Source organism: Methanobrevibacter gottschalkii DSM 11977 (assembly GCF_003814835.1).
Taxonomy (GTDB): Archaea; Methanobacteriota; Methanobacteria; order Methanobacteriales; family Methanobacteriaceae; genus Methanocatella; species Methanocatella gottschalkii.
Map to the genome: position 1 here is coordinate 91,330 of NZ_RKRG01000003.1, position 22,157 is coordinate 113,486.

The 22,157-nt window shown below is 31.2% G+C and carries 25 protein-coding genes and 1 tRNA gene; 24 read left to right on the plus strand and 2 right to left on the minus strand.

Going from position 1 to position 22,157, the window contains the following annotated elements; all coding sequences use genetic code 11:
• Positions 1-20 precede the first annotated feature (20 nt).
• Entirely contained in the window at positions 21-650 is a 630-nt protein-coding gene (locus EDC42_RS07255; protein ID WP_069573052.1) for a stage II sporulation protein M, read from the plus strand.
• A gap of 290 nt (positions 651-940) precedes the next feature.
• Here EDC42_RS07255 and EDC42_RS07260 read toward each other — a convergent pair whose 3' ends face one another.
• Positions 941-1,345, minus strand: a complete 405-nt coding sequence (locus tag EDC42_RS07260) for a PH domain-containing protein (RefSeq protein ID WP_069573054.1) — start codon at positions 1,343-1,345, stop codon at positions 941-943.
• 481 nt (positions 1,346-1,826) lie between these two features.
• Here EDC42_RS07260 and aroA point away from each other — a divergent pair, with 481 nt between their 5' ends.
• The 16 genes from aroA to EDC42_RS07340 all read left to right on the plus strand — a co-directional run bounded on the left by aroA (position 1,827) and on the right by EDC42_RS07340 (position 16,527).
• Positions 1,827-3,143, plus strand: a complete 1,317-nt coding sequence (aroA, locus tag EDC42_RS07265; RefSeq protein ID WP_069573056.1) for a 3-phosphoshikimate 1-carboxyvinyltransferase — start codon at positions 1,827-1,829, stop codon at positions 3,141-3,143.
• A complete protein-coding gene (gene nth, locus EDC42_RS07270; protein ID WP_069573292.1) occupies positions 3,143-3,772 on the plus strand; it encodes an endonuclease III in 630 nt (209 codons plus the stop codon). Before aroA ends, nth begins: the two co-directional genes overlap by 1 nt.
• Before the next feature lie 177 nt (positions 3,773-3,949).
• A complete protein-coding gene (cysK, locus tag EDC42_RS07275) occupies positions 3,950-4,897 on the plus strand; it encodes a cysteine synthase A (RefSeq protein ID WP_069573058.1) in 948 nt (315 codons plus the stop codon).
• A 63-nt stretch (positions 4,898-4,960) separates the two neighbouring features.
• A complete protein-coding gene (gene cysE / locus EDC42_RS07280) occupies positions 4,961-5,674 on the plus strand; it encodes a serine O-acetyltransferase (protein ID WP_069573060.1) in 714 nt (237 codons plus the stop codon).
• A 4-nt stretch (positions 5,675-5,678) separates the two neighbouring features.
• Entirely contained in the window at positions 5,679-6,053 is a 375-nt protein-coding gene (locus tag EDC42_RS07285; protein ID WP_069573061.1) for a transcriptional regulator, read from the plus strand.
• A gap of 72 nt (positions 6,054-6,125) precedes the next feature.
• Positions 6,126-6,197: transfer RNA gene (locus EDC42_RS07290), tRNA-Cys, on the plus strand.
• Between the two features lie 31 nt (positions 6,198-6,228).
• Positions 6,229-7,575: a cysteine--tRNA ligase gene (gene cysS, locus EDC42_RS07295; protein ID WP_069573063.1), complete on the plus strand. Its 1,347-nt coding sequence runs from the start codon at positions 6,229-6,231 to the stop codon at positions 7,573-7,575.
• A gap of 347 nt (positions 7,576-7,922) precedes the next feature.
• Positions 7,923-8,132, plus strand: a complete 210-nt coding sequence (locus EDC42_RS07300; RefSeq protein WP_069573068.1) for a hypothetical protein — start codon at positions 7,923-7,925, stop codon at positions 8,130-8,132.
• Between the two features lie 243 nt (positions 8,133-8,375).
• Complete coding sequence (locus EDC42_RS07305) at positions 8,376-9,674, plus strand: O-acetylhomoserine aminocarboxypropyltransferase/cysteine synthase family protein (protein ID WP_069573071.1); 1,299 nt, start codon at positions 8,376-8,378, stop codon at positions 9,672-9,674.
• 46 nt (positions 9,675-9,720) lie between these two features.
• Positions 9,721-10,926, plus strand: coding sequence for a cysteine desulfurase NifS (gene nifS / locus EDC42_RS07310; protein ID WP_069573077.1), 1,206 nt, complete (start codon positions 9,721-9,723; stop codon positions 10,924-10,926).
• 1 nt (position 10,927) lies between these two features.
• A complete protein-coding gene (nifU, locus tag EDC42_RS07315) occupies positions 10,928-11,299 on the plus strand; it encodes a Fe-S cluster assembly scaffold protein NifU (RefSeq protein WP_069573297.1) in 372 nt (123 codons plus the stop codon).
• 61 nt (positions 11,300-11,360) lie between these two features.
• Entirely contained in the window at positions 11,361-11,732 is a 372-nt protein-coding gene (locus tag EDC42_RS07320) for a desulfoferrodoxin family protein (protein WP_069573082.1), read from the plus strand.
• A gap of 191 nt (positions 11,733-11,923) precedes the next feature.
• Positions 11,924-12,361: a hypothetical protein gene (locus EDC42_RS07325; RefSeq protein WP_083234818.1), complete on the plus strand. Its 438-nt coding sequence runs from the start codon at positions 11,924-11,926 to the stop codon at positions 12,359-12,361.
• A 17-nt stretch (positions 12,362-12,378) separates the two neighbouring features.
• On the plus strand, positions 12,379-14,640 hold the full coding sequence (locus EDC42_RS07330; protein ID WP_069573084.1) for a DHH family phosphoesterase: 2,262 nt from the start codon (positions 12,379-12,381) through the stop codon (positions 14,638-14,640).
• Between the two features lie 8 nt (positions 14,641-14,648).
• Positions 14,649-15,542: a zinc ribbon domain-containing protein gene (locus EDC42_RS07335; protein WP_069573086.1), complete on the plus strand. Its 894-nt coding sequence runs from the start codon at positions 14,649-14,651 to the stop codon at positions 15,540-15,542.
• A 7-nt stretch (positions 15,543-15,549) separates the two neighbouring features.
• Positions 15,550-16,527, plus strand: coding sequence for a zinc ribbon domain-containing protein (locus tag EDC42_RS07340; protein WP_069573088.1), 978 nt, complete (start codon positions 15,550-15,552; stop codon positions 16,525-16,527).
• On the opposite strand, the gene EDC42_RS07345 is transcribed toward EDC42_RS07340, so the two are convergent.
• On the minus strand, positions 16,524-16,820 hold the full coding sequence (locus tag EDC42_RS07345; protein ID WP_069573094.1) for a transcriptional regulator: 297 nt from the start codon (positions 16,818-16,820) through the stop codon (positions 16,524-16,526). The two genes, EDC42_RS07340 and EDC42_RS07345, sit on opposite strands and share 4 nt — an antisense overlap.
• Before the next feature lie 139 nt (positions 16,821-16,959).
• Between EDC42_RS07345 and EDC42_RS07350 the strand changes: the two genes are divergently transcribed.
• From EDC42_RS07350 to rrp41, 7 genes are all read left to right on the plus strand, one after another.
• On the plus strand, positions 16,960-17,571 hold the full coding sequence (locus EDC42_RS07350; RefSeq protein WP_069573311.1) for a zinc ribbon domain-containing protein: 612 nt from the start codon (positions 16,960-16,962) through the stop codon (positions 17,569-17,571).
• A gap of 149 nt (positions 17,572-17,720) precedes the next feature.
• Entirely contained in the window at positions 17,721-18,431 is a 711-nt protein-coding gene (rnp3, locus tag EDC42_RS07355) for a ribonuclease P protein component 3 (RefSeq protein ID WP_069573098.1), read from the plus strand.
• Positions 18,421-18,777 carry an Rpp14/Pop5 family protein gene (locus EDC42_RS07360; RefSeq protein ID WP_069573104.1) on the plus strand — a complete coding sequence of 119 codons (357 nt, stop codon included), beginning with the start codon at positions 18,421-18,423 and terminating at the stop codon, positions 18,775-18,777. Before rnp3 ends, EDC42_RS07360 begins: the two co-directional genes overlap by 11 nt.
• Positions 18,778-18,989: 212 nt before the next feature.
• A complete protein-coding gene (gene psmA / locus EDC42_RS07365; protein WP_069573109.1) occupies positions 18,990-19,757 on the plus strand; it encodes an archaeal proteasome endopeptidase complex subunit alpha in 768 nt (255 codons plus the stop codon).
• A gap of 34 nt (positions 19,758-19,791) precedes the next feature.
• Complete coding sequence (locus tag EDC42_RS07370; protein ID WP_069573115.1) at positions 19,792-20,493, plus strand: ribosome assembly factor SBDS; 702 nt, start codon at positions 19,792-19,794, stop codon at positions 20,491-20,493.
• Between the two features lie 20 nt (positions 20,494-20,513).
• A complete protein-coding gene (gene rrp4 / locus EDC42_RS07375; RefSeq protein WP_069573121.1) occupies positions 20,514-21,434 on the plus strand; it encodes an exosome complex RNA-binding protein Rrp4 in 921 nt (306 codons plus the stop codon).
• 24 nt (positions 21,435-21,458) lie between these two features.
• Positions 21,459-22,157, plus strand: a complete 699-nt coding sequence (rrp41, locus tag EDC42_RS07380; protein WP_069573127.1) for an exosome complex exonuclease Rrp41 — start codon at positions 21,459-21,461, stop codon at positions 22,155-22,157.

Consider the following 22,157-nt stretch of genomic DNA (forward strand, 5'->3'; position numbering starts at 1 on the left):
CTTGCTATTGGGTAGATAATATGAGATATCTAGTACATGTTCAAGAAGCAGTTTCTGAAAATAAGAAATTAATATTGCTTATGTCAGTTATTTTTATCATATCTGTTGCGGTAGGCTTTATTTTTCAAGACATTATTTATAAAGAAATATCACCAATTTTTGAAAAGATGGTTAGAGAGTTTGTTAATGATCCTAATAGTAATTTAGGATTTGAAATATTCATTAATAATATCAGAGCATCCCTACTTACATATGTTCTATCAGTATTTTTTGCTTTAATGGCAGTTTTTTCGTTAATATTAAATGGAATTATCCTTGGTGCTGTAGGTGGAGCATACATGTCCGCAGATCCAGTTTACAATGGGATAATGTTTTTGGCTTTAATTCTTCCTCATGGAATTTTTGAGATTCCTGCATTAATTTTCTCATCTGTTGCAGGAATTCTTTTATTCAAATTCATATTCAAATATCTCAAAACATTTGTCAAAAGGGATGATTTGAGTTTAAAAGAGATATTGGATATGCATAAAGTTATCATTAAACATTCAATCATTTTATTGATTCTGTCTTTTGTTTTATTTGTTATTGCAGCAGCTATTGAAGGAAATTTCACTGGTGCTTTTGCTAAATGGATTCAAACTTTATTTTAATATTTCTATTATGTATAATATCACCTATTTTTTTACATTCTGTTGTTTTTTGATTCAGTTCCGGATAAAAATGAACACATAAATCCAGTAAACCTAAATTTCTAACAATACCAAATAATCTTATTTTAATCTTAGTCATGGTACTGTTTTTATTTATAATTTCATTAAATCTATGAAAAATTGGTTTTTATTCTACTTTTTTAAAATGATACTGTCTAATAAGAATACAATAATCTTGAAGATAATTTATATGCTGTATATTATTAAAAAAATGAATATAAGCTAATAGCTTATAATAAGTAATGTTCTTTTACTAAGTGTATGATTTGTTTTGCTTCTTCAGCTTGTGCTTTTGGAACTTTGAATGAGATTGGCATATTCATTGCTCCGCCTTCCATTAAAACAACTGGATTGTTACTTACTCCGATTTTGATATCAACATCAAAATCAAAAGAGCCTGCACTTTCAAACGAAATTGTTTTAATTGTTTTTTTAGGATAAAATTTAACTTGCACTTTTTTACCACTTAATCCCTGTACATCAATGTCATATATTCCATAATTAGTCAATATAACTGCATCTCTTAGGAAATGGAATGATTGGATAATTTCTTCACCTGGAGCGAGATATTCTTCTACAATTTGGGTGTCTCCACCTACTTCTGCATGACCTACTACTTTATCGAGTAATCCCATATAATCACCTTTTTGAATTTTATTAATGATTTATTTCATTTAGTTAATATTATTTTCTAATTATTTAATACTATTCAAATTTAATTTTCCAGTAAAATTATATCATGTGAAAATGTTTTTTCCATTATATATTGCATTAATATACCTTGAACCGTACTCTCCACACTCAAATCCAATAAAAAAAATAGGAATATAAATAAAAAGAAAAATAGAATATTATTACCTGCAATCAAGGAATTTCTAAAAGAATTAACTATAACGGACTGACTTTAGAAACAAAAATTTATGACAATTGACTCGAAACATTTATAACAGAAGTTTGGTAATTAACTATAATCAACTTTTTCATTGAACTAATTAATTTTTTTGGTTAACTGTTTTGAATATATTTCCAAAAATTTAATTAAGTATCTTGTTTAAATTTTATATTAGTAAAGTTATGAGTTAAATTAATAAGTTTAATATCTTTTTGGTCGATAAAATGATTCTTAAGGTAAAAAATATTTCAAATATTGGTGGTGAGGTTAAGGCACCTCCATCTAAAAGTTATTCTCACAGGGCAGTTATATTAGCTTCATTAGCTAAAGGCACCTCTAAACTTTATGATATGCTATTTTCTGAAGATACTTTAGCATCTATTAGAGTGTGTAAGGCATTGGGTGCTCAAATTAATAAGAAAGATGGTTATTTGGAAGTTATAGGAACTAATGGCAGGCTTCATAATTCCTGTGATGGGCCAATTGACCTTGCAAATTCAGGAACTACTCTCAGATTGATGACATCTGTATCTGCATTAAGTGATAATGAAGTTATTTTAACCGGTGATGAATCTCTTAAGACAAGACCGATGGGTCTTTTGATGGATGCTTTAAAACCATTGGGAGTCGAAACCGAATCATTGAATGGTGATGATAAAGCACCAATATTGATTAAACCGGGTTATCTTGGTGGTGAAACTAATATCATGGGTAATGTTAGCTCACAGTTCATCTCATCAATTTTAATATCTGCACCATTGTCTAAATGTGGTGTTAATCTATATGTGCTGCCCGAATTTAAGTCAAAACCTTATGTTTATATGACTTGGGACATCATGAGAAAATTCGGCATTAGATCAGTTAAGGCTTATTATTTAAAGCATGATTCTTGTAATCAGGAACACCAAAGCTGCAGAATTGATGAATTTAAAATCAAAAAACAGGAGTATATTGCTTGTGATTATACTGTTGAAGGAGATTATTCCTCTGCATCTTATTTGCTTGCATTGATTGCCATTAATGGTGGCAGTGCCAGAGTTAAAAATTTATTCAGGACATCAAAACAAGGTGATAAATTTATTTTAGATATTCTTCAAAGAATGGGTGCAACCATTGTACGTGGTGATGATTATGTTGAAATTACATCAAAGGGTAATTTAAAGGCGATTGATGTTGATTTATCCAATGCTCCTGATTTATTGATTACTGTTGCAGTTCTGGCGGCAATGGCCGAAGGAACAACAAATATTACAGGTGTTGCTCATGCAAGAGTAAAGGAAACGGATAGAATTGATACTACTTGCAGGGAGCTGGAAAAACTTGGATGTTGCTTGGAGGAACATGAAGATGGGATGAGCATAACTGGTGGTGTATCATCAGGTGTTGTTGATTCTCATGGAGACCACAGGCTCGCAATGGCTTTTTCCCTAATTGGCCTTAAACATGACATTAAAATTACAAATGGGGAAATATTTGATGTTTCATTCCCTGATTTCATAGAAACAATGGCGAAACTTGGATTTGAATTGGAGTTGGTATGATGAATAAGGAAGAAAGGATAATTAGATTAGTTGAATGTTTGGACAATACTTTTGAGATAAGGACATTTCAGAATCATGATCCCTATCAGGTGTTAATTAGAACTATTCTCTCTCAGAGAACTCGTGATGAAAACACAGATCAGGCTACTAATAATCTATTTTCTAAATATAAAGATATTTATGAAGTTGCAGAGGCACCGATTGATGATGTAAAGGAATTGATCAGGCCTGCGGGATTTTATAATGTAAAGGCCGCAAGAATTCAGGAGGTTTCACAAATTTTAATTGACCAGTATGGTGGTGAAGTTCCAAATACTGTTGAAGAAATGATAAAACTTCCTGGTGTGGGTAGAAAAACTGCTAATTGTGTAATGGTTTTTGCTTTTGAACTTCCTGCAATTCCGGTTGATACTCATGTTCATAGAATTTCAAATAGATTGGGTTTGGTTGATACTAAAAATCCTGAAGATACTGAAGTTGAACTTACTAAAATTGCTCCTAAAGATTTGTGGATCAAGTTAAATGATTTGATGGTGCAGTTTGGTCAAAATATCTGCAAGCCAATGTCTCCTCAATGTGAGATTTGTCCTTGTAGTGAAATTTGCGATTATTTTAAGGAAAATATTTGATTTTTTTCTTTTTTTTATTTTAAAACTGTTTTTTAGGCATCACTAAATTTTTCCAAAACATTTATATGATAAAACAGTGTTATATATCAATAGTTATTATAACAATAGTTATATAACTTTTAAGATAACCCTTTTAATATACCATTAAAAACAAATAATTTATTAGGTGAATAAAATATGGTAAATGTTCCAGAATTAAAAAGAGGAGTACTTGACAGTGTTGTTGATGCGATTGGAAACACACCAATCATAAAATTGAACAATTTGACTAAGGATTTGGATGCAGAAATTGATGTAAAGATGGAAGCATTCAACCCAACAGGCAGTGTAAAGGATCGTGTTGCTGTTGCAATGATTGAAGATGCAGAGGAAAAAGGATTGCTTAAAGATGATTCTGTAATTATTGAACCAACTAGTGGAAATACTGGTATTGGAATAGGTTTTGCCGCCGCTGCAAAAGGTTATAATGTAATATTGACTATGCCTGAAACCATGTCTGTTGAAAGAAGAAAGCTTTTAGCTATCTATGGTGCTGAAATTGTATTGACTCCAGGTTCGGAAGGTATGGATGGAGCTATTGCAAAGGCAGAAGAATTACACAGAGAAAATCCCAACTCAGTTATTTTAGGTCAATTTGATAATGAAGCTAATGTGGCCATACACTACAAAACAACTGGCCAGGAAATTTTAAGAGATACTGAAGGAAATGTTGATTATGTTGTTGCAGGGGTAGGTACTGGAGGTACTGTTACCGGCATTGGTAAAGCATTAAAAGAAGTTCTTCCTGATGTTAAGATTGTCGCTGTGGAACCTGAAGAATCACAAACATTGGCCAAGGGTGCAAAAGGACCTCATAAGATCCAGGGAATTGGTGCAGGATTTGTTCCGTCAATTTATGATTCAGATGTTATTGATGAGATTATTCCAGTACCTAGTGATGAAGCAGGAAAAACTTTAATTGCTCTTGCTAAAGAAGAAGGTATCTTTGCAGGTATTTCTTCAGGAGCTGCTACTTGGGCTGCTTTACAATTGGCTATGCGTAAAGAAAATAAAGGTAAAAGAATTATTGCTATCTTACCGGATAATGGTGAAAGATATCTCTCTGTAGAATGGTTATTTGAATAAGATAACCTTTATATACCATATGTTATATAATTAGATGTATTAATTTATATTTGAGGTTTGCCGATGTTTAATAATTTGAGGGCTGAGATTAAAGCTATTAAGGAAAAGGATCCGGCGGCAAGGTCAACATTAGAAATTTTCTTATGTTACCCTGGATTTTATGCTTTATTGATGCATAGGATTAGTCATTGGCTTTGGAATCGTTCTTTAAAACTTCTCGCTCGTATGAATTCTAATTTAGCTAGATTTATAACGGGCATTGAAATTCACCCTGGTGCAACATTTGGTAAACGGGTGTTCATTGATCATGGTATGGGTGTTGTTGTTGGAGAAACAGCAATTGTAGGTGATGATGTATTGATTTATCAGGGAGTAATTCTTGGTGGAACCAGTACGGAAAAAACTAAAAGACATCCTACTGTTGAAAAAGGAGTTATTATTGGTGCTGGTGCTAAAGTAATGGGCAATATTACTATTGGGGAATATTCTAAAATTGGTACTGGTGCTGTTGTTTTAAAGGATGTTCCTCCTGAATCTACTTGTGTCGGTGTTCCTGGTCGTATTGTGAAACGTAAAGGCGTACCTCATGAAAAAGTTGATTTAGATCACAATAAACTTCCAGACCCTGTTGCAGATGCGATTATTACTATTAATAAGCATCTTCAAGAAAATGATGAGCATATTAAAATTTTGTTTGACAAAAATGAAATCTGTTTAACTGATGATATTAGGGATGAACAAGAAACCCTAGAAGATTTATTTAAAAGAGAGGAGTGATTGTATGAAACCGCCTTGTGAAATTGTAGTCTGGTATGTAATACCTGCTATTAGATCAGAATTAGCGAAAGAATTATTGAATTTAGGAATGAAACAAAAAGATGTTTCAGAACTTATGGATATTACTCAGCCAGCTGTATCCCAATATATTACTGACAAACGTGGCAGTGGAATTAAACTAGATGATAATGTTAGGGACATGATTAAAAATTTTGCTCGCCAATTGTCTGTAGGTGAAGCTACTAAAGCTGATTTGATTTCAACAACATGTAAAATTTGTAATCATGTTAAATTATCTGACGTTTTAGATCAGCTTAATATTGACAAGTCTGAGCTTGGTGAAGATTGTCAATCTTGTTTGGGTTCTGAAGTAAATTAGGGAAATCAGGTAAAAAATAGTAAAGTATTTATACAGTCAATTACTAATACTTTATTATACTTTAATTTTAATGGCAAGTTTACCGAGTGGCTTAGGTGTGTGGCTGCAGACCATAATACGGGGGTTCAAATCCCTCACTTGCCTTTTTTAAGTACTATTTTTGAGGTTATTTTTTATGGATGTCTATTCAACTTTAACTCGTAGTAAGGAGAATTTTGTAACTATTAATAAAAATAGGGTTAACTTATTTGTATGCGGTCCAACTGTTTATGATGATGCTCATATTGGTCATGGAAGAACATACATTTCTTTTGATACAATAAAAAGATATTTGGAATACAAGGGTTATGCAGTATTTTATATTCAAAATATTACAGATATTGATGATAAAATCATTAACAGATCAAAAGAAAGTGGAATTCCAGCAAGCATCCTAGCTCGTAAATTCGAAAAAAGATACATTGAAGACATGCACAAATTAAATGTCAATGGTGTTAATTTATTTGCAAGAGCAACTGATCATGTTGATGAAATATTGGATCAAATACAAAGATTAATTGATAAGGGATTTGCTTATGAAACTGAAGATGGGGTTTACTTTGAAATTGATAAATTCCCTGAATTTGGTAAACTTTCAAACAGAAACGTTGAAGAATTAGAATCACACAGAGATATTGTAGAAACTACTAAAAAGAATCCTCAAGATTTTGCACTTTGGAAAAAACGTATTGATGTAGATGAACCAACTTGGCCATCTCCATGGGGTGAAGGAAGACCTGGATGGCATATTGAAGATACTGCAATCACTGAATATTACTTTGGCTCTCAATATGATGCGCATGGTGGAGGATTAGATTTGATTTTCCCACATCACGAAGCTGAAATTACTCAAATGGAAGCAGTAAGCGGAAAAGCTCCAATGGTAAAATTCTGGTTACACACCGGATTTTTAAATGTTAATGGCGAAAAAATGTCAAAATCATTAAATAACTTCATTACCATACGTGAATTACTTGAAGATTATGAACCAGATACTTTCAGATTCTTCGTACTTTCAACTCATTATAGGAGTCCCATTGATTTTTCAAAAGAGTCACTTCACCAATCTGAAAAAAGCTTAGATAGAATTAGAAAATACTATGAACTTTTAGATGTTGAAGTTGATGAAAATAAATATGAATGTGATGTTTTAGCTCCTCACATGGAAGAATTTTTTAATAGTATGGATGATGACTTTAACACTCCAAAAGCTATTGCAGCTATTTTTGGATTAATAAATGATACTAAAAAAGAATTATCTGAATTTTCTAGTGAAGATAAGAGAGCTATTAAATCATTTTTAGATGATGCATCCCATATTTTTGGTGTTAGCTTTGAAGCTGAAGAAGTAAATGCTGGATTGGATGATTTGCTTAATGTAATTTCTGAAGTCAGATCAGAGTTAAGGGCAAGCAAACAGTATGATTTATCTGATAAAATTAGAGATGAGCTGCAAAAATTAGGTTATGAAATAAATGATTAAGAGAATTAATTTTTCTCTTTTCTTTTTTATCATGATTTTTCCAATATCTGACTGATATACCTGTACTGCATATATCTTTCTTTAATTTACTATAATGCTTGTATTTATTTTAATAACTCCTATTTGATAGTATAAATGGTTATTTTATAATTTTAATTTGTTGGTTTTTTAATTCATGTAATTATTAATCATTATTTCTACAGTTTTAATTCTTCGCTTGCATTTTTTTAATTCAATATTTATCTAATTTTCACTGATCAAGTTTATAATGAAATCATTTGAAGACATATTATCGTTAAAACAAATTTTGGAAATTTAAAAAAGGATTTGTTTAGATTAGAGAAATAATGTTGAAAGTTCGGATATGGAAATTATTATTAGGTGTCCTGATTTTATCCAAATCTTTTGAAAAAGAGATTATTTCAGAAGATACTGCAAATTCATTATGGATTGCTATGGTAAATAATGGTATACATTTGCCTAAAGATTTGTTTTTGGATTATTGTAGTAGACTTTATGAAATTGATTGTGAAAAGTTCTTAATGGATTATTTTTAATGATTTGTGTTATTTTAACAGATTATTAATTGTATATTATTTTCACTTCTATTTTTTAGGTTAATAAAAACATTTATATATTCTAATAACACATGTTATATGTATATAACAATGGTTATAATTATTTTGGAATCCTTTAATTTAGGTAAACCAAAACTTTTATATACTAAAAATAACTATTGTTATATAATAAATATAACACGTGACATATTTATGAAAATTAGATTATAAAGGTGATGATTAATGAATAATAAAGATTATGGTTTAGCAACATTAGGTGTACGTGCAGGTCAACAACCAGATCCTGCAACTGGGGCTCAAGCAGTTCCTATTTATCAGACAACTTCATATGTATTTAAAGATGCAAGTGAAGCTGCTAGGAGATTCGCCCTTCAAGAGTTTGGTCAAATTTATTCCAGACTTACTAATCCTACCAGCGATGTATTTGAAGCAAGAATAGCTGCTATTGAAGGTGGTAATTCAGGTCTTTCAACATCAAGTGGTCTTGCAGCAATTTCATATGCAATTTTAAATGTAACTGGTCCTGGAGACAACATTGTTTCTGCCGACAACCTTTACGGCGGTACTTACCAATTATTTAACTATACTTTCAAAGATTTAGCACGTGAAGTCAAATTTGTAAATTCACAGGATTTGCAAGCTTTCGAAGATGCAATTGATGAAAAAACAAAAGCAATTTATGTGGAATCTATTGGTAATCCAAAATTAGATGTACCTGACTTTGAAGCATTAGCAGAAATTGCACATTCTCATGATATTCCATTGATTGTGGATAACACGGTGGGTGTTGGATTAGTTAGGCCATTATTACACGGAGCTGATGTAATTGCTGCTTCTGCAACTAAATATGTTGGCGGTCATGGAACTGCTGTTGGAGGATATATTGTTGACTCCGGTAAATTTAACTGGGGTAATGGCAAGTTCGATAATTTCACAAAAGCAGATCCAAGTTATCATGGATTAGTATTTTGGGATGCATTTGGTGATGTTCCAGAATTGGGAAACATTGCATTTACTGTAAGAGCAAGGGCAAGACTTTTAAGAGATCTGGGAGCAACTCAAGCACCGGTACATAGCTTCATTTTCTTACAGGGACTTGAAAGTTTAGATGTACGTGTAAAAAGACATTCTGAAAATGCACTCAAAGTAGCTAAATTTTTAGAATCACATCCTAAAGTTAACTGGGTAAATTATCCTGGATTGGAATCTCATGCAACTTATGAAAATAATAAAAAATACTTAAAAAATCATTTTGCAGGTATCTTAGGATTTGGTGTTAAAGGTGGAGAGGAAGCAGGTAAAAAGGTCATTGAAAACTTAAAATTGTTCTCCATACTTGCAAACATTGGTGATGCAAAAAGTCTTGCAATACATCCTGCAAGTACAACACACCAGCAATTAACTCCTGAGGAACAGGAAGCAACAGGTGTAACACCTGATTTTATTAGGCTTTCTATTGGTTTGGAAGATGCTGATGATTTAATTGAAGATTTAAGTCAAGCTTTAGATTGTATTGACTGATATCATAAGATAAAATTTAATTTATAAATATATTGGGAGATAAAGTATGTATTTAGACAACTCAGCTACTACACAAGTTAGCAAAGAAGTTTTTGAAGAAATGAAACCATATTTCAGAGAAGAGTTTGGAAATCCTTCAACTCTTTATAAACTTGGTCGTGAATCTAAAAAAGCGTTAGATCAAGCTCGTCAAAGAGTGGCGAATGCCATTAATGCAAAGCCTGAGGAAATCTATTTCACCAGTGGTGGATCAGAGTCAGATAATTTGGCAATTAAAGGGATTGTTTTTAAATTAGCAAAAAAAGGTAAACATATAATCACAACTGAAATCGAACATCCTGCTGTCAAAAGGACTTTACAATTCTTGGAGTCTTTGGATTTTAAAGTCACTTATCTGCCGGTTTATGAAAATGGCATTATTAAAATTGACGACTTGAAGGAAGCTATTACTGATGAAACTATTTTAATTAGTGTCATGCATGGTAATAATGAACTCGGCACCATACAGCCAATTGAAGAAATCGGTAAGGTTGCTCGTGAAAAAGGAATTAATTTTCATACCGATGCAGTTCAAACTTTCGGTAAAATTGAAGTTGATGTTGAAAAATTAAATGTGGATTTGCTTGCTTTATCTTCTCATAAAATCAATGGACCAAAAGGTGTCGGAGCATTATATATCAAAAAAGGAACTCGTTTAGAACCGTTAATTCATGGTGGAGGTCAGGAAAAAGGAATTCGCTCCGGTACTGAAAATGTCCCTGGAATTGTTGGATTTGGAAAAGCATGTGAATTAGCAGCAGATCAACTTGATGAACACTATGAAAAGTTAACATCAATCAGAAATGAAATCTCTGATAAAATATTAAATACTATTCCTGAAGCTTATTTAAATGGTGATGCAGAAAAAAGATTGCCGAATCTACTTAATTTCAGATTTAAAGCTATTGAAGGTGAATCTTTAATTTTACTGCTTGATGCAAAAGGTTATCAGGCTTCAACTGGATCTGCATGTTCTTCTAATACATTAGAAGCATCCCCAGTTTTAACAGCATTAGGATTGGATCCTGTTGATGTACATGGATCACTTAGAATATCCCTTGCTCCTGAAAGTGAAGAATTTGATGTAGATGATTTTGTTAATACTGTTGCCGAATCAGTTGCAAGATTAAGAGAAATGTCACCACTCTGGAATCAGGAAATTGATTATGATGGTGTAATGTGTAGAAAAAATGATAATTGTAAAAGGTGTTAATATGGATTATTCAGAAAAAGTAATGGATCATTTCGCAAATCCAAGAAATAGTAGGAAAATGGAAGATGCAAATGGGGTTGGAACTGTTGGAAACCCGACATGTGGAGACTTAATGACAATTTATATTAAAGTTGAAGATAACATTATTAAAGATATTTCATTCCAAACATTTGGTTGCGGTGCAGCAATTGCAACAAGTAGTATGATTACTGAAATTGCTGTTGGAAAAACATTAGAGGAAGCATTAAAAATCTCAAGAAATGATGTTGCAGAAGAATTGGATGGGCTTCCACCAGTTAAAATGCACTGTTCAAACCTTGCTGCTGATGGTCTTCAAGCTGCTATCGAAAACTATTATGAAAACAATCAATAAGAATATATATGTTATGATATAAATATAATAAACAGAATATTTTTATTGGAGATGTTTATATATGGCAAATTTTGTAAAATGTGATAAATGTGGAAGTATTTTAGGTATGTTTGTTAAAGGTGAAGGAGAAGTCTGCAGTCCAGATTTACTTGAAATTCCTGTACAAACCGAAGGAGACAAAGCTCCTAAACACAAACCTGTTGTTGAAGTTGACGGAGACAAATTAACTGTAAAAGTTGGAGAAGTTGCTCATCCTATGGATGATGATCATTATATCCAATTTGTTGCTGTTGAAATTGGTTCTGAATTATATGCAAAATGCTTCAAACCAGGGGATGTTGCAGAAGCAACTTTCACTATTGGTGCAGACAAATCTGCTGATGCTGTAGCATATGCATTCTGTAATTTACACGGACTTTGGTCCAGTGAATAAGTTTAAAAATTATTTTTAAACTTCTCTTTTTATTTTTTAAAATTGCTTGATTTTTTTGATTTATATTTTCATGAAAAATTTTAATAATATCTTTTTATATACTAAATATTGTGTCTAGTTATAGTAAATTAATAATTTTTATTTTAGTTTTATTATTTATTTCTGCAGCTATTTTCTTTATTGATAGTTCAATGGATAGTATTAATAGAACCATGCCTGGTGTTAGTGATTCTATTGTTAACGGGGATAAAGAGTATAATGAAGCTGTTCAATTAGTCAATGATAAAAGTTTTGATGAAGCAAAGACTAAAGCAGTATCTGCAGAGAATAACTATAATAATAGTTTAATTAAATTAAATGGTATACGAAATAATTTTTCTTCTGATATAAATGAAGTTCAAGAAGAATATATTGGCACTGTTATTAAAGAATTGGAATTAAAAATTAATGCTGTCAATAATCTAAAAGAAGCTATTGACTGTTTTAAAATCAATTCAAATTACACAGGTACGAATTATGCTTCAAAAGCTAATGATCTAATGTATGAGGCTACAGAGTACCAGCATGAACGTAATTCAATAGTAAAAAATAATTCAAATTTATTCAAACAACAAAATTTTGTTATATGACCAAGGAGTTTTTAAAGTTGAAAACAAAGTGTCCAAAATGTAAAGGAATTGGTTCAGTAGTTGTGGACTATAAAGAATGTAAAGCCTGTGGTGGAACTGGCTATGAAGATGATGCTTTTAATATTGGTAATCATTTTAAAGGTGTAAACAGTAATGCAAAAGCGAAATTTGACTTAGGCGGAGAAGAAGATATTCCATGTGAAGCATGCAATGGAAAAGGTCAAATCGAAGTTTTTGAAGAATGTTCTCATTGTCATGGAACTGGTCAGATTAATGTATGTAGAGATTGCGGGAAATCAATTGGAGATCAACATGATTTATGTGCTGAGTGCGAGGAGAAAAGAAAATTGGAAAAAGCTAAGCACGATAAATTTGAAGCTCGTAGAAGTGCGGCCCGTGATGTTTACATCTTAGATTCATTATGTAAAATGAGTGATATTGACAAAGACAAATTATACAAAGGAAGAATTACAAGGGTTGAAAAATATGGTGCTTTTGTTACTCTAAACAATAATGTTTGGGGACTTATGAGGGGTGACAACTTTGGTTATAATGTTGGAGATGATGTAATTGTATATGTTACTGCAATTAAATCTAGAGAAAGAAAAATAGACTTAGCTCCAGCTCATGTTGAATCTTATAATATTAAAAAATTAACTAAAACATTCCCAAGGACTTTAATAGGTAAACTCGAAGAGAAAAAAGGTAGGATGGTTAGAATTGATGGGGAGGTTCAACAGATCCAACAAACTTCCGGTCCAACTATATTCATAATTAGTGATGAAACTGGTTCTAGTGAAATTGCAGCGTTTGATAAAGCAGGTGAGAGATCATATCCGGAAATCGAACTGGGTGATGCAGTGCAAGTTGTCGGTGAAGTTAATGAACATGGTGGAAAGACACAAATTGAGTCATCTTCAATGGTAAAACTCAACGAAGAAAATACTGCAAAATTACATAAATTAATTGACGATGCATTAAACAAGAAAGCTGAACCACAACATGTTGATTTCTTAGTTGAAAGTGATATTTTAAACAGACTTAAACCTAAGATGAGGGAAGCTGCACAAAAAATCAGAAGAGCAATACTTGATGGTAGGACAATTTTACTCAGACACCATAATGATGCAGATGGTATTTGTTCAGGTGTTGCAATGGAAAAAGCTATTATTCCATTAATAGAGAAAGTAAATCCTAGCAATGATGCTCAATATTATTATTTCAAAAGATCTCCTAGTAAAGCTCCATTTTATGAACTTGAGGATGTTGTTAAAGATTTATCTTTTGCACTGGAGGATCAAGAAAGGCATGGTCAAAAATTGCCATTAATTGTTCTTTTAGATAATGGATCAACTGAAGAGGATATTGTTGCTTTGATGCAAGCCAAAATTTATGATATCGAAGTTGTTGTTATTGACCATCATTCTCCCGGTGAATTACTTACTAAAAATATTCAAGATGGAAAAATATATGGAGCTACAGTTGCAGTTGATGAATATGTTGACTGTCATGTAAATCCTTATTTGGTTGGTGGAGATTCACAGCTTACTGCAGGAGCTCTTGCAACAGAAGTTGCACACTTAATTAATCCGGATGTAAAAGAAGTAATCAAACATCTGCCGGCTGTTGCAGCATTAGGAGATAAGGCTGAATGCAGCGAGGCTGACCAATATTTGGAAATTGCTAATCAGAAAGGTTTTGAAAGAGAACATTTAGCTAAAATTGCAGAATGTGTTGACTTTGAAGCATTTTTCTTAAGATTTATGAATGGCCGAGGAATAATGGATACAATTCTTGCTGTTGATAATATTGATAAACATGAAAAGATGATTGATGCATTATATAAGGAATATCAAAAAAGAGTTGACACTCAACTTAAAGCAACACTTCCGAATATTAAAAGAACTCAATTTGAAAACGGAATTTACTTTAATCTCATTGATGTTGAAAAATATGCACATAAGTTTACATTCCCTGCTCCAGGTAAAACTTGCGGTTTTGTCCATGATAATGTAAAACAGGAGTTAGGTGAAGATAAACCTATTGTAACATTAGGGCATGGTCCTGATTTTGGAGTGTTCAGAGCTACTGATGCTGTTAATGAACAATATGGATTTAATGTAAATGAAATTGTATCTAAAATGATGGATTCAGTGCCTCAAGCAGGTATTGATGGAGGAGGTCATGAATGTGCCGGATCCATCAAATATATTGAGGGATTAGGGGAAGAAGTTTTATCAAAAGTTATTGGAGAAATCCAATCCTTATCTAAAAACTAAGATATAACATGACTTTAGAGAATTATTGTAAAAAATGCGGCCATAGGATTCTTCCAAATAATCCATATTGTCCCGGATGCGGATGTAAAACAATTTACACAGAAAATGACGAATCTTATGTTTTTACACCACCGGTACATGATATTGGATTTTTTAATTTTTCAATTGATTTTTCTCCATATATTATGAGTAATCGGGATGATTTCAAATATGATATATGTCATTGCGGATACCTAAATGATGTAACCAATGAATTTTGTTATATGTGTGGTGCAAAAAGATTCCATAGTAAACTAGCTAGATTTTTAAAAAACAGATCCAAACCAAAATTTAATTTGGATAATGTTTTATGTGAATGCGGTGCTGTTAACTCTAAAGAGAATTCCTTTTGTGAAATGTGTGGAAAACAGCTGCATGAACATGAAACTAAAATATACAAAAGTAATAATTACAGTAATTTTAATTTGGAATTTAAGAATTCTGTTTTCTGCTTTTGCGGTGAAGAAAACGAAGAATCTTCTCAATTCTGTAGAAACTGCGGATTGCCGTTGATAAATTATGGTCATTTATCTGACATGGCATTATTATGTGTTTGTTCTACTTTAAATGATATTAACTCTTCTTTTTGTATTGAATGTGGATTAAACTTAAAAAAAGAGAATTCTCTTATTGTTTGTGTTTGTGGACATAAAAATCCTATTTCGGCTAAATTTTGTCAAAATTGTGAAAGGCCATTAAATCCTAAAAGATTAATTAACTCAAAAATCCTTTGTTCATGTGGGGAAATTCTTGACTGGAATACAGAGTTCTGCCCTAATTGTGGCAAAAATATTAAAAATAGGATGATTATAAGGAATTCTATTAACAATACAGTAAAGAGTCTTAAAAGTATATTTAGGTAGTGATTGTTTGAAAAAATGTGATGTTTGCGGAACTTTAAATTTTAAAGATAATAATTACTGTACTCATTGTGGCAATAAATTTATTTTTGAGCATGTCTGTCCTTATTGTGGTTCAATTAATGAGGATTATGCGAATTTCTGTGCTAATTGTAATGGGCAAATCAATCCAATTTCTATTAATGATTTCGATATATTATTTAGTGAATTTAATGAAAATTGTTTATTAAATGCTAAAATAAGTGATGAAAAATATAATGATTTATTAAGAAATATTTTTTTAAGAGCAGATTTTACAGAAATTCATGGCAATACCATAAAAGATAAAATTCTAAACTTAGCTAGTATTTTCACGCAATGTAAACCTAAATCAAGAGGCTATGAAAGAGGATTTATATTTTTAGGCAATTATATTTATTATGATGATAGATTAGACGAATCTGTTCAAATTGCAACTATTATTCATGAATTAGCACATTATTTAATATTCAGTATTATTGAATCCTTATTGTGTGATATATTTAATGTAAAAACATCAACAACATTACAAAGCTTCATATGGTATTTTTTAATGATTCCTGAATTTAAAATCATGAATGAATACTGTGCACATACTGTTGAAGGCAGATTCATTCCATATGGATATCAGAATTATGGTTCTTTTAATCTATTGGTAAAAAACACATCTTTTGATGAAGATTCTATAAAAACCATGGAAATGTTCGGTAATTCATTTGCAAATGAAATAATCATTTATCTGGAAAAATATATTGGAAATGATTTAAGACAGGAAATAAAATTACAATATAAAATGGATTTAAAAAGTCCGAGTTATGATTCAATATTAATGGAAACTGATGAGTGTTTTAATTTAAATGATAAAAATAGGATGTTATTGAAAATTTTGTATGATGTTTTTAAGGAAGCTTCAAATCCAAATGTTATATGTGAGTTAAAAAATATTAAAGAGGGGATTGATTTAAATTAATCCTTATTTTCTTTTTCCTCTTTTACTTTAATAGTTTCTAATACGTCCTTTCCAGTATCTGTTAATCTGTATAATCTTCCTTTACGAGCTTCTTCATTTATACATTCAACAATTTCTTTGCTTTTTAATTCACTTAGAACCTTTGAAATATGATTAGTTCTAATTCCACTATCTTTTGCGATGTTAGTGGGTATTTTTACATCATCACCAATGGATTTGAGTGTTTTTTCTCTATATTTAGAAATTTGAACATATGAAGTTAATTTCAAAAGTTCGTCTTTTTCATTTCCCATATTTTAGTATTTTATTTTCGTACTATAAAAAATTTTATAACATATTATACACTAATTTAATTATTGTTCATATTTCAATTAATTTATTAATGTATAACTTTAAAAATTATATCAAATAATTTGTGTGTACTTGATTTATATGAAATGTAAGTATTGTGGTATTGAGAATAAGAAAAGTGCTAAATTTTGTACAAGTTGTGGTAAACCACTAAATGAAAGTCCCGAACCTACCGGAGGGAACTCTAAACTTATCATAATTGCATTAATTGCTATTATAATAATTCTTGTTGGAACTATTGGATTTTTTGTATTGAACAATAATTTTAATAGTCATGATAGTGAGATTCCAAATAATACAGTTTCTTCTCAGGAAAGTAACTCTGCAAATATTCAAGATTCCGATAATGGTGGGGATGTCAAAACTCAGGTGACATCATCTCAGACAACTAACTCTAAATCATGGGAGCCGATTGGAAGTTATTCAGGTTCAGGTTCAGGTTCTAAAACAATTACGGTACCTGAAGGTAAAATAAAAGTGGAATTTTCTGCATATCCTATTAAAAATTATGCTACTAATTATTTAACAGTTTCCGGATCTAATGGTGAGTCTGGTGGAGTAGATTGGGGTTCTCATAGTGCTGTTAAGACTAAATCTGATTCATTTATCTATACTTCCAGCTCTTCTGAGACATTTACTATTGATTATTATGAAACTGTAAGTTGGGAAGTTCATTTTTACAGGTATCAGTAATATTTTACACCTCTTTTTTTTAAAAGGGGATGTGTCATAACCATAAAATTAAAATTTTGTCTAAATTTAAATATCCTTATTATTAAACATGAAATCATTGTGGCCCATCCTCAAAAATTATTTAATTGATAAAATTATAAATAAGTATTATGTTTTTTGATCTGAATATTAAAGGGAGTACATTAGAAAATAATATCAAATTAGCTAAAGAAGCTTCTTTTTATGGTTGGAATCATATTAATTTTTCATATAATGCAAACAACTTTTTAAATGCATTAAATTTTAAAGATGAGTTGAATAAGGCATTGGGAGATATCATTGACTTTGATTATACTTTAGAAATCAAATCGTCAAACATTAATGATATTCGGAAGTCTGTTAATAAATTTAGGAATAGGTCCTCATGTATCTCCGTTGTTGGCGGTGATTTAAAGGTCAATAGAGCCACATTAGAAAATATAAAAATAGATGTTTTATCAAGACCATATCTTAGAAGATATGATTGTGGTTTAAATCATGTACTTGCAAAGGAAGCAGAAAAGAATAATGTAGCAGTCGAGTTATGTTTTAAGGATGTATTGAAAAGCTATTTGTCTTATAGATCAAAAATTCTTTCTAATTTTAAAGATATTTATACATTGTATAGAAAATTTGACTTTCCTTTGGTGCTGTCTTCAAGAGCGGAATCTGTATTTGATATTAGAACTACTCATGATTTTATTACTTTTTTTAAACAAACCGGTTTAACAGATGCAGAAATTAATAAATCCTTTAAAACAGCAGATAATATTTTAAAATACAATAAGAATAGGGAAAATTTAATTTTGAAGGGTGTTATGAGGGTTACAGATGAAACTTAAGGTATTGCCACCTACACTTAGGAAAAATAATAGGTATCTTACTGTAGATGTTAAGGTTACCTGTCAAATTACAAAAGATGATTTAGTTGCAATTGTCTGGGATGCATGTATCCGTTTTCAGGGGGAACTTAACACTGCTAATTTTAATTTATGGGTTATGAAATTCTTTGAAATTGAAAAACGTGATGATTATTATAGGTATAGATCAATTATCAGATGTCAACGGGATTATGTTGATGAAGTAAGGTCTTCTTTTGCTTTGACCAATAGATATGGTAATAATATGATTTCAATTACTACTATTGGATTGTCGGGTACTATAAAATCATCTGGAAAATACATTTAGTTACTTTTTGTTATTTTAAAATAGAAAACTATATAAATAATTTATTGATATAAATATCAAATGGATTTATGGAAAAAGAATAAAAATATTTTAATTTTCTACAACTGGGAAGTTAAAATTAAAATTTACCTTTTCATGGAGATTTGGTTTTATTTTTTTATGTAGTTGAACTTAAAATTTATAAAATATTTATTAAAATGTGAGGTATAAAAATGCAACCTTTACAAAATGCTGGATATGATAGAGCAATTACTGTATTTAGCCCAGATGGAAGACTTTTCCAAGTAGAATATGCAAGAGAAGCTGTTAAAAGAGGAACTACATCTATAGGTGTAAAAAGTTCTGAAGGTATTGTTTTAGCTGTTGATAAAAGAACTACTTCTAAATTAGTTGAAGCATCATCTATTGAAAAAATATTCAAAATTGATGATCACATTGGAGCAGCTACTTCAGGTCTTGTTGCTGATGCAAGAGCTTTAGTTGAAAGAGCAAGAGTTGAAGCACAAATAAATAAAATAACTTATAGTGAACCTATTCGCGTAACTAGCTTATCTAAAAAATTATGTGACATGTTACAATTATACACTCAAAATGGTGGAGTAAGACCATTTGGTTCTGCTTTAATCATTGGTGGAGTATATGATGGTGTATGTAAATTATTCGAAACTGACCCAAGCGGAGCATTAATTGAATACAAAGCTACAGCTATTGGTTCAGGCAGATCTGCAGCTATGGAAATCTTTGAAGAAAAATACGAAGATGATTTAACATTAGATGAAGCTATTGAATTAGCATTAACTGCTATTAATGAAGCTACTGATCATGATACTGTATCTAATAATGTAGAAATAGCCGTTATTAAAGTCGATGGCGAAAAATATGTAAAACTTTCTCAAGATGAAGTACAGAAATACATTGATGAAGTACTTGTTGAAGAAGAGGAAGAAGAGTCTGCTGATTCTCAAGAAGATGAAGAATAATACTTTTCTTAATAATTAGTTAGGGGATACTTTAATGGTAAATATTGATGAAGCTATTATCGCTAAATATGAATACTGTGGTGAACATTTTGAGATATTGGTTGACCCTGATTTAGCAGCTGATTTTAGAAATCCTGATGGCCCAGATGTTGCCATTGAAGATCTTTTAGCTGTTGAAGAAATTTTTAAAGACTCCAAAAAAGGGGATAAAGCTTCTGATGAAGCTATGAATAAAATATTTGAAACTACTGATCCTATTGAAGTTTCTAAAATTATACTTGAAAAAGGGACTGTACAATTAACTGCTGACCAAAAAAGGAAAATGCAAGAAGACAAAAGAAAATTAGTTATTAATAAAATTGCTAAGGAAGCAGTTAATCCTCAAAATGGTTTACCTCATCCTGTCCAGAGAATTGAAAATGCATGTGATGAGGCCCGAGTTAAATTTGATCCTTTCACTTCTGTTGACCAGCAAGTACAAACTGCTCTTAAAGCTATCAAACCACTTATTCCAATTAGATTTGAAAGAGTTAAAGTTGCTGTTAGATTACCTGGAGCATCTGCTGGAAGTGCTTATTCCATTATTCATGGATTTGGTGAAATTATTAATGAAGAATGGCAACAAGATGGCTCATGGATTGGTATTATTGAAATGCCGGGTGGTCTTCAAGATAAGTTTTCTGCAAAAATGGCCGAAATTTCAGGTGGAAATGCAGAAACTAAAACTATTAAATAATTTATGTTTATGGGATTATTATGATATATGTGGAAAATAAAGATTTAGTTATTCCTGGTCAGATATTAGCTGACGATGAATACTATTCTGGAAGAGGTACCTTTAAAGAGAATGGTAAGGTTTGTTCTTCTTTAATGGGACTTGTTTCTTTGAGGAATAAAAAACTTAGAGTTATTCCTCTTAAAAGTAAATATGTTCCTAAAAAAGGAGATGTTGTAATAGGTAAGATTAGTGATGTTAGATTCTCAATGTGGAATGTAGACATTAATTCACCTTATTCTGGAATTTTACCTGCTTTTGAAGTGTTCGGTCGTGAAAAAAAAGAACTCAATAAAGTCTATGATATTGGGGATGTTCTATTTTTAAGAGTTGTCGATGTTGATGAAATCAAAAAGGCAAAACTCGGTTTGAAAGGAAGAGGAATGGGTAAATTTAAAGGAGGAATCATCGTAGATATTGCTCCAACTAAAGTTCCTAGATTGATTGGTAAAAAAGGTTCTATGATCAACATGATTAAGGATAAAACTAATTGTAAAATTGTCGTTGGTCAAAATGGTCTTGTCTGGGTAAAAGGTGACAAGGACATGGAACAGCTTACCAAAAATATAATTCATTTAATTGAAGCTGAAGCTCATACTTCTGGTTTGACCAATAAGATTAAAAACAAATTATATTTAGCTATTGATGGGGAACTGCCTCCTGAAGAAGCTGAAGAAGAGCAAGATTTTGTTTTGGAAAAACCTAAACTTCAAGATTTTAAAGAAGAATTAGAACAAGAAGAACGCGCAAAACATGAAGCAAAAGAAATAAAAGAAAAAGGAGATAAGCCTAATATTGCTGAAGTTATCGAGGAGTTAAAAAGAAAAAATAAAAGTAAAAAAGATAATGGATTATCTTATGGAGATAACTCAAATAATTCTTTTATATTGAATAATAAATAATTCTTCGCAGATTAAGAGGTTGATATGATGTCAGAGTTTATTAGAAAGGATGGTAGGAAATATGATGAATTACGTCCTATTAAAATTGAAGCAGGTGTACTTGAACGTGCAGATGGTTCAGCTTACTTGGAATTTGGTGGAAATAAAATTTTAGTAGCTGTTTATGGTCCTAGAGAATCTTATATTAGAAGATTGCTTAAACCAAATACTGGAGTAATTAGATGCAGGTATAATATGGCTCCATTCTCAGTAGATGACAGAAAAAGGCCAGGACCAGATAGAAGATCATCTGAAATTTCTAAAATTACAGCGGATGCATTAAGGCCAGCTTTAATGTTGGAAAATTATCCTCGTTCAATGATTGATGTTTATATAGAAGTAATAGAAGCTGAAGGTGGAACTCGTTGTGCTGGAATTACAGCTGCTTCTGTTGCACTTGTTGATGCAGGAATTCCTATGAAGGATATTGTTGTAGGTTGTGCTGCAGGTAAAGTTGATGATGAAGTTGTACTTGATTTATCTGAATATGAGGATAAAGAAGGTCAAGCGGATATCCCAATTGCTATAATGCCAAGAACTGGGGAAATTACTTTATTACAAAGTGATGGTGACTTAACTGAAGAAGAATTCCAAAAGGCTATAGATTTAGCTATGGAAGGGTGTCTTAAAGTTAGTGAACTTCAAAAAGAAGCTTTAATGAAAAAGTATTCTACAGAACAGTGA